A 13,443-nucleotide genomic window follows, 5' to 3' on the forward strand; every position below is an offset into this window, starting at 1 on the left:
CCCTCCCCCGCGGGGGGGGTAACCCCCCGGCGGGGGCGCCCTCTCCCCGCGCCCGGGGGGCCCCCCCCCCCCCCCCGGCCCCCCCCCGCCGCCGCCCCGCCGGGGGCGGGGGGCGGGCCCCGGTCGACGGTTCACGGCCGGCGGGCTGTTTCCACCCGTTTCCCAGGCGCTTTCTGCCCGCCTTCTAGGCGTTCTCGATGGCGACAATCCTGTCGGTGGAGTGGGAGACGGTGTAGCGGACCTTCGTGGGGGCGCCGCCGCTGAAGTACTCGGTCACGAGCACCTTGGTCGAGTCGGGGTCGCCGGCTTCGCGTGCGACGGACCGCCTCTGGGGGACGTTCTGAGCGCGGAAGACGGGGTCGGCGTCGTGCTCAGCCGCCCACGCGTCGAGCTTCTCGTTGAGATCGGGGGTGAGGAAGCGGTCGCGGACCTCCTGCGGGGTGTAGGGGCCGGCGCCCAGAGCCGCGCGCTTGTACTGGTCGAAGAACGCGGTGACCGTCTGCACCGCATTGGCTTCGGGCGCCGCCTCGGGGTGTGCCGCGGGGAGGGTGACTGCCCGAGCGGGGAGGGCGGCGGGCGCGACCGCGGTGGCGGCGGCCCCGGAGCAGAGGGCGAGGGCTGTCGCGGGAACGAGAGCGAGGGCGGCGATGCGGGTGAACTTGCGCATAGTGACCTTTCCGGAGATCCGAAGGATCAGTTCCGGTGGCAGGTTTCCCCGAGCACGGCGTCCTGGATGCCCCGCGATCGACGTAAACGATTCTTCGCGGTGGATACGCCCGTAACGGCGGAGCGCCGACGGGGCGCATCCACCACCGGGTCCGCGCCCCTTACCTCGGGCCGGGTGGTGCGACCGCGTGCGGGACCGCTCGGACGACCACGACCCGGCGCCCGCGCGTGTGACCGGCGCGGCTGTCGATGTGCGCCGTCGCGGCCTCGGCGAGCGTGTACGACTGCTCGACCGGGATGTGGAGTTTCCCCCGCGAGATGAGATCGGCGGCCTCGGCGAGCGCTTCCGGCACGCTTCCGGCCACGCCGGAGAATCGGACACCGAGATCCGGGGCGGCGAGATCGGCGATGGAGATCACCTTCTGCGGATCCCCGGTCAGCTCGATCAGCTCCCCGATCACGCCCGAGCCGGCCAGATCGAGCGCCGCGTCGACCTGGCCGAGTTGCCTTACCCGCTCCACCCAGCCCGCACCGTACGTCGTGGCGACGGCACCCAGGCCACGGAGATAGTCCAGGTTCCCGGCCCCGGCCGTGCCGATCACCGTGATGCCGCGATCGCGGGCGATCTGCAGCACCGCCGATCCCACTCCCCCGGACGCGCCGCTGACCAACAGCGTCTGCCCGGACCGCACACCGACCTGGCGGATGATGCGCAGCGCCGTCTCCACCACGGAGGGATATCCGGCCGCCTCTTCGAACGTCAGGCCCTCGGGCATACGGGCCCAGGCCGACAACACGGCGAACTCGGCATAGGTACTCGAACCCTCACCGAACACGTGGTCGCCGACCTCGACACCTTCCACGCCCTCGCCGATCTCGTCCACCACCCCGGAGGCGTCCTGTCCGACTCCGGCGGGCAGCTCGATCGGACGGACCTTCTGGAACTGGCCTTCACGGATTCTCCAGTCGACGGGGTTCACTCCCGCGGCCCGCACGGCGATGCGTACCTGGCCGGGGCCCGCGTGGGGCTCCTCGGCGTCTACGAGTCGCAGTACATCCGGACCGCCGAACTCGGCGAAGCTCACTCTCTTCATGCGGCCGACCGTAACACTAACGGTTAGTGTTTAGAAACCGTTGCACCTTTGGATCTGATAGTTTGAGCTCATGACCTCGCCGTCCGGACGCCGTGAGCGCAAAAAGGCCGCGACCCGGCAGAACATCGCCGACACCGCCCTGCGACTCTTCCTGGAACGCGGGTACGACGCGGTGGGCATCCGCGACGTGGCCGCTGAGGCCGACGTGGCCGTCACCACCGTCTTCTCCCACTTCGCCTCGAAAGAGGCCCTGGTGTTCGAGCAGGACGACAACTTCGAGCAACGCCTCACGCAGGCGGTCACCGGCCGGGCGCCGCACGAGCCGCTCATCCCCGCGCTGCGCCGCGAGATCCAGGCCATGGTGCGGCATTGCACGGCGAACGGCGCCGCCCCGGTCTGGCGCATGATCGACGAATCACGCGCCCTGCGGGAGTACGAGGAGTCGATGAGGCTGCGCCACGCGGAGTCGCTGGCAACGGCCATCGCCGCCGATCTCGGCCTGCCGCAGACCACGACGGCCTGCCGAACGATCGCGAGGTTCGTGATCGACGCCCATTCGCTGGCCCGCGAGGCGGCCGATCCGGAGGCAGCGGTGGACGAGATCTTCCGGATGATCGAGGCGGCCCAGGAGGTCGCCTTCCCTTCTCGGCCCGCGCGGGAAACCGCTCCTCACGGCAAGGCGGGGGCCGCCGTCCAGGGCTGAGGAGCTTCGGACTGCCCGGCGGGACGGTCCTGACTTCCGGCACGCCTGACCGTGTGCTCGCTCGACCGACCGTGACAAGGCGCCCCGGTCGTGGTGGTCATTGGCCCACTCGGCCGTCGATCCGCTCGCGCAGGAGGTCGGCGTGGCCGCAGTGCCGCGCGTACTCCGCGATCTGCGCCACCAGGACATCGCGAAGCCGCTCGTCCCCACCGGGTTCGGGGCCCAGATCGGAGAAGCCGGCGTTCCGGGTGCCCAGGTCGGCGACGCCTGCCAGGTACCGGTCGGTGAGTTCCACTTCGGCCCGCCACTGACGCCAGGAGTCCTCCACAACCTCCGGTTCGGCGGTCGCGCCGTTGAAGTCGCCGTCGCGGTCTTCTTCGGTGCGGTACAGCTTCGGGACGTCCTCACCGGCCATCACCCGGCGGAAGTGCCGTTCCTCCTCGGTCATGTGCCGTACCAGCCCGAGCAGGGACATGGTGGAAGGCGGTACGGAGCGGCGGGCCAGCTGTTCCGGGTCGAGGCCCGCGCATTTCATTTCCAGGGTGAGGCGGTAGTGGCGCAGGTTGTCGAGCAGGATGCCGCGTTCATCGGCAGTCGCGGCATCGGTCTCGCGCGGGTCGTCGTCCGGATCAACCCACATGTCGGGATAGATGGTCGACCGCGTCCAGCGCGTCTCCGCCGGTGCGTTGATGTGCTCACCCTGGTCCATGTGGGCAGGGTCGCGCGTACCAGCACGGCCCCGCCACTGAATTGCGCGCCCTCATGTCAGCCGGCGACCGACTCTGCGGCTGTACGACCGCACGGCCGCACGGGCCGGCAGGCTCGGGCCTCGTACGTCGCTCTCTGCTGATCCGGGCCGGTGATGACGACCGGGACGGATTTACGGGGCCGGCGCACACTCATGAGAACACGTCGGCATACCGGGCCGACCACGGGGTAACCGGGGAAGCGCCCAACCCGTAGCGGCCGCCACCTGGCTGTCACCTGAAGGAGAGTTCCGCATGCTGATGGCCCATCCCGCCGTCCTGAACAAGCTGGTCGAACAGTACGACGCGCTGCGGGTACTGAACGCGGAGAACGGAACGCCGCAGGTACAGCAGCGGTTGGCGGACATCGCCTATACGTTGTGCGTGTCGACCGGCACGCGGGATGTCGACGCGGCCCTGGTGGCCGCCCGTCACCGCCTTCCAGGAGCCCGTCCCGAGGACGACTCGGTGCTCACGACCGTGACGCTGTCGCCGGCCCGTGCCGAGTAAGACCCGTGCCGAATGACGCGGTGACCGGCACGCCCGCGCCGCGCCATGCTGAGCAACTGAGCGGCCCGGCACGGGGGTCTGATGCGGACAGCGTCCACTCCTGCTCGGTCAGGTGATCGATCAGGTCTGCTCGGTCAGGTCAGGGACCGCTCCGACACAAGCGTCCCTGACCGGCTCGCACGGGGAGCCGGTCAGGGACGCTCGGGAAGACGGGGCGCCGGCAGCGGGCGGGGAAGGGCTGCCGGCGCTGCGGCCGGTCGTCAGAACCGGCCCCCCGTCATGCGGGTGAGCGGACCGCCGTGCGGCCTGGCCGTCTGCCGGCCCAGGGCGAAGGCTCCGCCGGCCAGGCCGACGACTCCTGCCGCGGCGCCCGCCGCTATGGCCTTCCGGTGCTTGATGACGGTCCAGGCGGTGGTCGCCGTGGAGACGGCCTTGTTCGCCGTGGAGAGAACGGCCTGCTGTCCGCTTTCCCAGCCCGCGGAGGCCGCCTGCCCGATGTGCTTCGTGGCGTCGCCCGCGGACCGAACACCGCTGTCGGCGGACTCCTCGGCGGCTCGCACCGATGTCCTGGCCTTCGCGGCCGCTCCGGCCGAGCCGTTCTTCGCTCGGCCTCCGGCCGTCTTCGCCGTCCCACGGGCGGTAGCGCCGGTGCGTTCAGCCGTCTGCCGTCCCTTGGAGGTGGCGGACTTGGCGCTCTCCTTCGCCTTTCCCGCAGTGCCGTTCGTGTCCTTGTTTGCTTCGTTCTCTGTAGTCATGTCGTTCGTGTTGCCTCTCAAGTCGGCCTAAAACACGGGGGCTTCGGTCAGCCGGCGTCGCGGGACAGCAGCGAGCCGAGCGGGCCGAGATCCAGGTTGAGGTCTTCCATGGTCAGGTCGTAGCGTTCGCAGAGTTCGGCCATCCGGTCCTGGAGAATCATCAGCGTCATGCCGATGCGCTCCTCCTGGTCCTCCCGGAGGTCGCCCTGGTCGACCCGGTGCAGGGCGGTGCGCTCCATGAGCTGTCGCAGCAGCTCGACGATGGTGAGGACCAGTTTGATCAGGTCCCGTTCCACGGTGTCCGGGTCGGTTTCGAGGCGTTGGGCGATGCCGTCGCGGGGCAGCGGTTCATCGGGTCCCGTCGGTACGAGGTCGAACGCGCGCGCCGCCGCCCGCGCGACCTCTTGGAAGTCGCCGTCGCGGGATGTGTCAGGCATGGTGCGTCTCCTCGCGTCCCCGCGGGGCCGGGTGGCTCACCACGGCGCCGGTCCTTCAGGCGTGATCGAGCGGATGACCGCCCGCAGATTGATGTGCACAAGGTCCACTTCGGCGACGGAGAGCACGAGATCCCCGGTCAGGACCGCCCCTCCGGTCAGCAGCCGGTCGAGCAGGTCGATGAGCGCGACCTGTCGGCCGGCGAGGGAATCGATGGAGTCCTCACCGTCGTCCACCGGTCCCCCGTTCAGGGTCTCGGCGAATCCGGCCGCCGGCAGCGCCTCGTCGAGTTCTCCGTTCACCGTCGCCCGCCTCCCTCGCCGGGGCCTGCCGTCGCGGGCGGCGGCGTGGCGAAGGAGTACGGGGCCCACGGGCCGGTGATCTCGACACGTACGCCGGGAACGCCGTCGGCGATTCCGGCCAGCGCGGTACGGAACTCGGCGACGCGTGCCGCCTCGACCAGGTAGGCGTCATTGGCGATGTTCTCGCCGGTGCCCGGGGCGAGATCTCCTTGCTGTGGGCGGTGCGCCAGCCGGGCGCGGACGATGGCCCCCACCCGGGCGGGCACATCGGCGGCGACCGCCCCGGCCGCCCGGTAGGCATCGCGGTGGTGGCGCTGCTGGGCGCGGCGCTGTTGCAGATACGCCCGCCCCGGGCTCGCCGCCACGGGTTCGCTCCGCGCCGAGCCGGCCTTGGCGGCCTCCCGCGCGTCCGCGTAGACCTTGACGCCCAGTTCGACGTGTCCTTCGAGCCGGGTGAGCAAGGCGCCGAATTCCGCGGCCCGTTCACCGAGCATCTCGGCCACCCGCCGGTCGTCCAGATACACCGTGGCCAGCCGCATGGGCAGGACGGTCGCGGTCTCGTAGGCGGCCTCGACCACGGCGTGGTGCGTGCGGGCCATCACCTCAAGCCGGGCGATGTCCTCCATCTGTGCCCGCAGGCCGTCCGCGCCGAAGGCGTCGTGGGGCACCGACGACACCAGGGCCACCAGGTCCCCGGCACGCACCGTCCGCAGTGGCCCGCCGTGCAGCCCGCCCCGGCCGGACAGGACGGAATCCAGTGCTGCCCCGGTACGGCTGACGGCGTAGACATAACTCATCGACGGGGCGGCGGTACGGGTGTCGGCGCTGCTCACCGCTCCTCCTTGCTCGCCGCCGCGGCCCGCAGCTCGGCCAACTCGGCGCGCAGTCGCGCGTTCTCCAGTGCCAGCGGGTCGGCCGTGCCGTCGTCCGGCGACGAGCCGTGGGCTGCGTGGGAGCCGTGCGGGCCGTTCACCTGTTGTGTCCCCTGGTGTGCGGGGCGGGCGCGGGAGGAGAGCGAGGGGTCGTGCTCCCACCAGTCGATGCCCATCTCCTTGGCCCGGTCCACGGACGCGACCAGCAGCCTCAGCTTGATGGTCAGCAGCTCGATGTCGAGCAGATTGATCTGGATGTCGCCCGCGATGACGACGCCCTTGTCCAGGACGCGCTCGAGAATGTCGGCGAGATTGGCGGATTGCCCCTGCTGGCCGTACGGAGACACCCCGGAGGATGCCCCCATACGGCCGGCCAGTGAATCGGACACGTGAAATCAGCCCTGTCTGTGCTGTCGGCGGAGTGTGTCAGCGACCGGCCGAGGCGGTGCGGCGCCGGGAAGGCTCCTCCTCGTCCTCGTCTTCTTCCTCGTCTTCTTCCTCATCGACGGCCTCGTCCTCGTATTCGTCCTCGGCGGGATCCTCGTCGTCGTACTCGTCGTCCGCCGCGGGGAGGTCCTCGTCGTCGGCGTACTCCTCGTCGTCCTCGCCGTCGTCGGCGCCGTGCTCGGACTCCTCCAGGTCGGCCTCGTCCCGTGCTTCGGGACTCTCCTCGGCCTCCTCGGTGCCCTCGCCGTCCTCGCCCTCCCGCGCGCGGGCTTCCTCCTCCTCGACGGCCTCGTCGTGCTCCAGCACGACCTCTCCGTCGCGGATCTCCCCCCGCCAGCCGTCGGTGGCCTCGCCCCGCATCATGATGAACTTGCGGTAGAGCTTGAGGTCGAGACGGGCCCTGCGCCCCTGGGCGCGCCAGATGTTGCCGGTCTTCTCGAACAGGCCCTTGGGGAAGTATTCGAGAACCAGCAGTACCCGCGTGAGGTTGTCGGTGATGGCGTGGAAGGTCACCACGCCCTTGACCGTGCCCTTGGCGCCCTCGGTGGTCCAGGTGATGCGCTCGTCCGGCACCTGCTCGGTGACGTTCGCCTTCCAGCTGCGGGTGGACTTGGCGACCTTCACCTTCCAGTTGCTGCTGGTGTCGTCGGCCTTCTCGACACTCACGACACCCTTGGCGAAGGTGCTGAACTCCTGGAACTGGGTCCACTGGTCGTACGCCTCCCGCACCGGCACACCGACGTCGATGTCCTCGGTGATGGTGACGCTCTTCGACTTGCCGCCGCCGCCCTTGCGTCCCTTGCCGAACAATCCCTTGACCTTGTCCTTGATGGTGTCCTTCAGGTGGGAGGTACCGGCGGCCAGGGCGGCCTGGGCGGGAGATTTGCCCTCGCTGAGCGCCTGACCGCCCTTGGCCAGACTCTTCACGGCCCCGCCCGGGCCGTTCTTGGGGTCGGCCAGCTTGCCGACGCCTTGGCCGAGCCGGTGCCCCAGGTTGGTGACAGCGTGCTGGGCACGTGCCTTGAGGTAGTTCTGAAGCTCTTCCTTCAGACGGTCGGTGGCCGGATCGTTGGCCAGGTCGTCCTTGAACTTGGTCAGAGTCGACTCAGCCATTGCTGCCACCCCGCTCCTTGCGACCGGCCGACGAAGCGCTCTTGCGCGCCCCGGAGGCTGTCTTCCGGGTGGCGGTCGAGGTCCTCTTGCGGGTGTCGCCGGTCCGGCCCGAAGCGGTCCTACGGGCTCCGGACGCGGCCTTGGCGGCCGGCTTGGCGGTCTGCTTCGCTGCCGTCCTGCGCCGCGGCGCCCGCTTCTCATCGCCTTCGTCGTGGGAGTCGTCGCCGTCAGTGTCGGCGTCGGCGCGGGTGTCCCGGTCGTCCTCGTCCCCGTCCTCGTCGTCCTCGGCAGGTACGGCCCTGCCGTCGAGGTCCAGGGTCCGCTGGTGCAAGGAGTCGGCCAGACCGGAGGCCCGCTGCGTCAGCGCATGGGTGGCGGCGGACTTCGTGGCGTCCACCAGCTCCTTGCGGACCTGGTCGTTGAGGGTGCCCAGAACAGGCGAGTTGGCCACCATTTTGCCGAGCTGCTTGGGGTCGAGATTCAGCTTCTTCCCGGCCAGGAACATCCCGAGACCGATGGCCAATTTCGCTTTCTTCGTACGGCCCAGCAGGTAGCCGCCCACGAGGGCGACACCTATCTTCACATTCCCTGTCATCTCTTCGGCACCTCGTTCTCCCCCGTATCAGGAATCGGTCCTCGTATCAGGATTCGGTTCGCAGACGCTGCTGGTGCGCCTCGATCTCTTCGAGTCTGTCCAGCAGTTCGTCCTCGCGCTGGTCAAACTCTTCTTCGGTGATACCGCCGCTCAGCAGCTCCCTCTCCAGCTCGGCCAGTTCCTTGCGCACGGGATCGGGGTCGTAATATTCGCGTTCCGCCGCGAGCACCGTCTGATCGAGAACCCAGAGGGTTCCTCGTACGGGCGCGAGCGGAAGGGTGAGGATCTGCGTGATGAGGCCCATGCCGGGGTCCCCCGATCAGCGAGGTTCAGACAAAACTGTAAGGAGGGAGCGGTCCGCTCAGGGTGAACTCGTAGTCGTCGCCCCGGCGTTCCGATTCCTCGTACACGGCCTGGGAGAACGCCGCGGCCCCGTCGCGCTTCACCAGGAAGGACACATTCAGGAAATGCGCCTTCGACGGGTCGGCCGCTGAGCTGCGTTCCGCCAGAGGAGTCAGCACATCGAGCATGTCGCCCGCCAGCGCGCTCTGCCGGGTCTCGATCTCCTGCGAAAGACGTTCGCCGAGCCGCATCTTCTCGTCCTGGGCCCCGGGATTCTGCCGCGTGTACTCGTTCAACCGGCGTACTTCCTCGGATTCGGCGAGTACCTCCCGCAGCAGGCTCTCCTCCGCCCGCGCGACCTTCAGGTTGTACTCCAGGCACCCGTCGAGCTCGGCGAGGCGTGCCGTATAGCCGTCCCGCTCCGCCTCCAGCACGGTGAGCACCTGATCATCGTCGGGGCCGACGAGCCCGAACCTCATCGGCAGCACGGCGCCGTCGGCCATCAGCCGGTCCAGCACGCTCTGGTGCGCGACGAGATCACGGCGCTTGGCCCGCAGACCCGGCGGCGTGTCACTGACGACAGCGCCCAGCGCCCCGGTCCTGACGGTACGCAGAGCGGACGGCGGGTCGCCGACGCCGTTGAGTCCTTCCAGCCGCAGGGGGTGGTCGGCGGCGGTGATGGCGTAGATGTACGTGGGCATCGGCTAGTCCTCCCGGCGTTGGGTGGTGCGGCGGCTGCTGGACGAGGAGCTCTTGCGTGCCGGCCGCTTCTCCTGCTCCTTGTCGTCGGAGCCGGAGTCGTCACGGCCGCTCTGGAAGGAGTCGGTGAAGGCTTCCACCGCGCCCGTCAGCGCCCCCTTCGACTTGCCCTTGGCCCCGCTCTCGACGGTGTCCCCGACGATGTCGGTGAGCTGCGTGGGCGCCTTGCGGCCGGACTCGAGGTCCAGACGGTTGCACGCCTCGGCGAATCGCAGATAGGTGTCGACACTGGCGACCACGACGCGAACATCGATCTTGAGGATCTCTATGCCCACGATCGAGACGCGAACGAAGGCATCGATGACGAGCCCCCTGTCGAGAATCAGCTCGAGAACGTCGTAGAGATTTCCGGATCCGCCTCCACTGCTGGAGGCATTGCTCTGCTGCACGAGACTCATCGTCAGCCTTCCTTCCAATGAGTTGGGTGATCCGATCCGGCCTGATCACGGTGGCTGATGCGACTCAGCGGTCGATCTGACCCCGTGAATACCGGCGAATTCGTTCGTAGCCCACGAGTTGGCCCTGGCCGTCGAGATCGACGCGGTAGGAAGCCATGACACTGGTGGTCTCGGGGATCTTCTCGATCTCGACGACTTCCACATCCGCGGACCACCCGTCGTCCGTGGCCTTCAGCGCGGACACCGAACCGGGCTCGCGTTGAAGCAGTTCGGCGAGTTGCCCGGCCGCTTTGCGCATCGCCGTCGAGATATCGATACGCGCTTGCTTCTCCCTGCCGTCCTTGCTGTCCGTCGTCGCCATGTTCCCGCCTGTCGTACGTCGTCCGGACTTCCTCTCGGGCCGTCCGGTGCAATTCCGGTGGCCATCGTCCGTGGTGTCAGTGCGGGTGCCCCTCGAATCCGAACGTATGCGTGAGAGGAAACACAGCAGGCCCCGGCCACGTCATGGGTCCGGGACCGTGGGGCGCGCTTGCTCCATATCCGGCGGAGGAGCCGTGCCTCGCCATCCGCCGATTCGGCGCTCTTGATCAGGAGCGCCGCACGGCCCTCACTTCTCGACGGCGCGCTCCCGGACGAGGCGGGGCGACCCGGCGGCGCCGGCCCCGTGAACCCGCCCACCCGGGCGTCACCGGCAACGCGATCGATCCCGGGCCGACCGACACCGGCTGGATGACCGAGGGGCGAGAAACGGACACGATCCGCTCAACAGCTCCGGGACGCCTCGGTGTGCCGCAGGACTGCGCCCGTCTCGTCCCGTTCCTCTGCTCCGCGGAAGGCGGATGGATCAACGCCCGACTCCTCCGGGGCGACGGCGGCCTCGGGTAGCCAAGGAGGGCGACGGGGACCTGGACGCGAACGAAGAAGTGGTCCCTCCTCATTGAGAAGGGACCACTTTCGTTGAGCGCCCGGCAGGCCTTGCACCTACATTTCCCGTCGGCAGACGGACGTCTTTCCTTGGACCACAGACGCGCGACTTCGTGTGCTGAACCGAAGTAACGAGATGATCATATCAGGATCTGCGGGGCTCGGATCACGCTCCCCGGCGCCGCTCGGCCGCCCGAGCGGCGCCGACTCCGGGACCGGCGCCGCGCGGTGGCGCAGGTCCGCCCCGACCGCCTCACACACCACATCTGTCACACAAAGTGATCGACCTCTCGCGCTGCGGCGCTTGTGGGTGCTTGGATATTCGTCGGCGCGGGGAGCGCCGTCTCGCTCGGAGGGGAGAGTTGTGCGGATCGGCATCCATGTGCGAAGGGACGGCAACCGGGTTCCGCGAGCGCCACTGGGGCCCGCCTCTTGGTCCGTCCGGACGGCCGGGATCGGGGCCGCCCCCGTCGTCGCCGGAGCGCGGCGGTGACGCGGCGCAGGCGGGTCGCGAGGCGCCGCGCTCCGGTGGCGCGACGCAGGCGGGTGGCAGGGCGCGGGCGCGTAGCGGGGCGTCGGGCGCGCGGGAGACAGGCCGCGCAGATCGAAGGCATCGGACTGCTGGTCGTCGCGGTGGTCGGGGTGTCCCTCGCGGTGGTCGTGTTCCAGTGGCTGATGGCGCACTGGTGGGTGCTGGTGGTCCTGGCCGTGCCGGCGGGCGGGGCCGGAGCGGCTTGGGCGCACTGGCGGGGGCAGCGTGCACGGTGGGCGCGGGTCAAGGAGCGGGGGCTGCGGTACCAGCTCTCGCAGTTGGACGCTCTCCATCACCGGGAGTTCGAGTACGCGGTGCGCGACCTGATGCTGAGGGACGGCTGTCGCGACGCGGTCCAGGTCGGCGGGCGCGGTGACAACGGCGCGGACGTGAAGGCCACCGACCCGCTCGGACGGCGGTGGGTCATTCAGTGCAAACACCGGAAGGCCGGCTGGTCGGGATCGGCGGTCGGTACGCCGGACCTCCATGTCCTGAACGGGACCGGCCGCCAGCTGCACGGCGGCGATGTCATCGTCCTGGTGACGAACGGCCGTTTCAGCAGCCAGTGCCCGCCGTACGCGAAATCCCAGCGCCTGCACCTGGTCGACCGGCAGCTGCTGGGCGAATGGGCCGCCGGATCCCGGCCGTTGTGGGAGATCCTGGGCCGTCTGCCCCCGCCGCGCGGGTCCTCCGCGCTGTCCTGACATCCGGGTCCACGCGGAGCGGCCGACCCGCCAGTCGATGTGCGCGCCCGCGCGGCAGCTCAGGTCTTACGCACAGCGGCGAGCAGAGCCGGTGAGTGATAGGCCGTCGAGCGGCCGGACAGCCACGATTCGAGGTCCGGCGGCTGTGGGCGGGCGCCACCCAGGGCGTACAGGCTCACCAGAAGCAGCGCGCCGGCCACGACGAGCGCGAGGGTGATCGCCACGGCGAGGTGGAAGCCGTGTGCCGGGCCGATGGTCAGTGCGAGGTGCAGCAGTACGGGCCCGACCAGGAACGCGGCTTCCGACCGGAGGAGTTCGACCAGGGCGAAGGTGGGGCCGATCTGCGCCGACGGTACGGAGAAGCCGGCCAGGAACAGTCCCGGCGTCACGCCCGCTCCCGCGCCGAAGCCGAGAAGGAGCGCGGCGATGGGAACGACCGTGGAGGCGTTCGCCGTGGACACGGTCAGCAGGACACCGGCGCCGATGGCCACGCTGATGGTGCCCGACAGGGCCAGACAGGGAGTCCAGCGGGTCGACACCAACCGCCGGAAGAGGATCGCGGCCACGAACACGCCGACGATCTGGGGTGTGATGAGCGCGCCGACGCGCAGCGGCGTGTAGTGCGCTTCCCGGGTGAGGTAGATCTCGGTCAGTTCCAGAAGGGAGGTGAAACAGGCGCCGACGAGCATCGCGTTGACCGTTCCGACGACGGGCAGTGTGTTGCTGATGGGCCGTACCGGCATCAGCGGTACGGCCTTTCGGTACTGGCCTCCCACCAGCAGCACTCCACAGGCCAGCCCGCACGCGACCGGCACGAAGAACGCGGGGTCGCCGAACGAACCACGGGTCAGCCACGAGACGCCGAAGAAGGGCAGCGCGGTGGTTCCGAGCGCGAGCGGGATCGCGGACCAGTCGAACCTGGCCCGGCGGTCCGGTGGTTCGTTGCCCTCGAAGGTCAGGGCACCGACGGTCAGGCCGATCGCCGCCAGCGCGGCGATCCCGGCGAACAGGGCCCGCCAGCCGCCCAGGCTCCCGACCAGCCCGCCCACCAGCGGCCCGAAGGCCACCATGCCGAACAGTCCGAGACTGATGACGGCGGCGGTCGTGCGCAGCCGCCCGACCGGGTGTCCCGTGACCAGCGGGGGCAGCGCCGCGACCAGCAGCATCCCGGTGAACAGGCCCTGAAGCACCACACCGGCGCTGAACAGGCCGATCTCCGGTGCGCTGAGGGCCAGCACGGAACTCAGCACGAAGCCGACCTCACAGAAGAGGTAGATCCGCCGCCGTGCCGCGCGTTGGACGAGGTCCGCCGCGGCCACCGCGCCGAACGCGTAGGCCGCGTTCGACATACCGCTGGTGAGCTGGAGCTCGAACGCGGTGGCGCCGATGTCCGCCATGATCCGCGGTTCCATCAGGGCGGTGGCCGTGGTGAGGATCAGATAGGGGCTCAGCGCGAGCAGGGAGAGCGCCACCGCCGCGGGATAGCGTCCGGCCAGCGGAATCCGGCTGAACGGACGCGGCGGGGATGAGCTGAACCGCAAGGATG

At 69.6% G+C, this 13,443-nt stretch carries 18 protein-coding genes; 3 read left to right on the forward strand and 15 right to left on the reverse strand.

Annotated features, from left to right (window positions below; translation table 11 throughout):
* Positions 1-184 precede the first annotated feature (184 nt).
* Together ACFY6S_RS01475 and ACFY6S_RS01480 are read right to left on the reverse strand one after the other, a co-directional pair.
* Positions 185-667: a hypothetical protein gene (locus ACFY6S_RS01475; RefSeq protein ID WP_388830509.1), complete on the reverse strand. Its 483-nt coding sequence runs from the start codon at positions 665-667 to the stop codon at positions 185-187.
* A 160-nt stretch (positions 668-827) separates the two neighbouring features.
* Positions 828-1,760 carry an NADP-dependent oxidoreductase gene (locus ACFY6S_RS01480; RefSeq protein WP_388830511.1) on the reverse strand — a complete coding sequence of 311 codons (933 nt, stop codon included), beginning with the start codon at positions 1,758-1,760 and terminating at the stop codon, positions 828-830.
* 70 nt (positions 1,761-1,830) lie between these two features.
* Between ACFY6S_RS01480 and ACFY6S_RS01485 the strand changes: the two genes are divergently transcribed.
* Positions 1,831-2,463 carry a TetR/AcrR family transcriptional regulator gene (locus ACFY6S_RS01485; protein WP_388830514.1) on the forward strand — a complete coding sequence of 211 codons (633 nt, stop codon included), beginning with the start codon at positions 1,831-1,833 and terminating at the stop codon, positions 2,461-2,463.
* Between the two features lie 97 nt (positions 2,464-2,560).
* Here ACFY6S_RS01485 and ACFY6S_RS01490 read toward each other — a convergent pair whose 3' ends face one another.
* A complete protein-coding gene (locus tag ACFY6S_RS01490) occupies positions 2,561-3,172 on the reverse strand; it encodes a DinB family protein (protein WP_388830517.1) in 612 nt (203 codons plus the stop codon).
* Between the two features lie 292 nt (positions 3,173-3,464).
* Here ACFY6S_RS01490 and ACFY6S_RS01495 point away from each other — a divergent pair, with 292 nt between their 5' ends.
* Positions 3,465-3,719, forward strand: a complete 255-nt coding sequence (locus tag ACFY6S_RS01495; RefSeq protein ID WP_388830519.1) for a DUF5133 domain-containing protein — start codon at positions 3,465-3,467, stop codon at positions 3,717-3,719.
* A 260-nt stretch (positions 3,720-3,979) separates the two neighbouring features.
* Here ACFY6S_RS01495 and ACFY6S_RS01500 read toward each other — a convergent pair whose 3' ends face one another.
* The 11 genes from ACFY6S_RS01500 to ACFY6S_RS01550 form a co-directional block, all read right to left on the reverse strand.
* Positions 3,980-4,474, reverse strand: a complete 495-nt coding sequence (locus tag ACFY6S_RS01500; RefSeq protein ID WP_388830521.1) for a hypothetical protein — start codon at positions 4,472-4,474, stop codon at positions 3,980-3,982.
* 47 nt (positions 4,475-4,521) lie between these two features.
* Complete coding sequence (locus tag ACFY6S_RS01505) at positions 4,522-4,911, reverse strand: gas vesicle protein K (RefSeq protein ID WP_388830524.1); 390 nt, start codon at positions 4,909-4,911, stop codon at positions 4,522-4,524.
* Between the two features lie 36 nt (positions 4,912-4,947).
* On the reverse strand, positions 4,948-5,145 hold the full coding sequence (locus ACFY6S_RS01510) for a gas vesicle protein (protein WP_388830554.1): 198 nt from the start codon (positions 5,143-5,145) through the stop codon (positions 4,948-4,950).
* A 62-nt stretch (positions 5,146-5,207) separates the two neighbouring features.
* Positions 5,208-6,044, reverse strand: a complete 837-nt coding sequence (locus tag ACFY6S_RS01515) for a GvpL/GvpF family gas vesicle protein (protein ID WP_388830527.1) — start codon at positions 6,042-6,044, stop codon at positions 5,208-5,210.
* Complete coding sequence (locus tag ACFY6S_RS01520; RefSeq protein ID WP_388830530.1) at positions 6,041-6,472, reverse strand: gas vesicle protein; 432 nt, start codon at positions 6,470-6,472, stop codon at positions 6,041-6,043. The genes ACFY6S_RS01515 and ACFY6S_RS01520 overlap by 4 nt, the downstream gene beginning before the upstream one ends.
* Before the next feature lie 37 nt (positions 6,473-6,509).
* Entirely contained in the window at positions 6,510-7,643 is a 1,134-nt protein-coding gene (locus tag ACFY6S_RS01525; protein ID WP_388830533.1) for an SRPBCC family protein, read from the reverse strand.
* Positions 7,636-8,238 (reverse strand): hypothetical protein, encoded by a 603-nt coding sequence (locus ACFY6S_RS01530; protein ID WP_388830536.1) that lies wholly within the window; start codon positions 8,236-8,238, stop codon positions 7,636-7,638. Before ACFY6S_RS01530 ends, ACFY6S_RS01525 begins: the two co-directional genes overlap by 8 nt.
* A 46-nt stretch (positions 8,239-8,284) precedes the next feature.
* Positions 8,285-8,542, reverse strand: coding sequence for a gas vesicle protein GvpG (locus ACFY6S_RS01535; protein WP_388830539.1), 258 nt, complete (start codon positions 8,540-8,542; stop codon positions 8,285-8,287).
* Positions 8,543-8,567: 25 nt separating this feature from the next.
* Positions 8,568-9,281, reverse strand: coding sequence for a GvpL/GvpF family gas vesicle protein (locus tag ACFY6S_RS01540; RefSeq protein WP_388830542.1), 714 nt, complete (start codon positions 9,279-9,281; stop codon positions 8,568-8,570).
* A gap of 3 nt (positions 9,282-9,284) precedes the next feature.
* Positions 9,285-9,737, reverse strand: coding sequence for a gas vesicle structural protein GvpA (locus tag ACFY6S_RS01545; RefSeq protein ID WP_388830545.1), 453 nt, complete (start codon positions 9,735-9,737; stop codon positions 9,285-9,287).
* Between the two features lie 64 nt (positions 9,738-9,801).
* Positions 9,802-10,098 (reverse strand): gas vesicle protein, encoded by a 297-nt coding sequence (locus tag ACFY6S_RS01550; RefSeq protein ID WP_388830548.1) that lies wholly within the window; start codon positions 10,096-10,098, stop codon positions 9,802-9,804.
* 1,091 nt (positions 10,099-11,189) lie between these two features.
* On the opposite strand from ACFY6S_RS01550, the gene ACFY6S_RS01555 reads away from it, so the two are divergent.
* Positions 11,190-11,897, forward strand: coding sequence for a restriction endonuclease (locus ACFY6S_RS01555; RefSeq protein WP_388830551.1), 708 nt, complete (start codon positions 11,190-11,192; stop codon positions 11,895-11,897).
* A gap of 59 nt (positions 11,898-11,956) precedes the next feature.
* On the opposite strand, the gene ACFY6S_RS01560 is transcribed toward ACFY6S_RS01555, so the two are convergent.
* Positions 11,957-13,438: an MFS transporter gene (locus ACFY6S_RS01560; protein ID WP_388830552.1), complete on the reverse strand. Its 1,482-nt coding sequence runs from the start codon at positions 13,436-13,438 to the stop codon at positions 11,957-11,959.
* Positions 13,439-13,443: the final 5 nt, after the last annotated feature.

Source organism: Streptomyces sp. NPDC012835 (genome assembly GCF_042900885.1).
Taxonomy (GTDB): Bacteria; Actinomycetota; Actinomycetes; order Streptomycetales; family Streptomycetaceae; genus Streptomyces.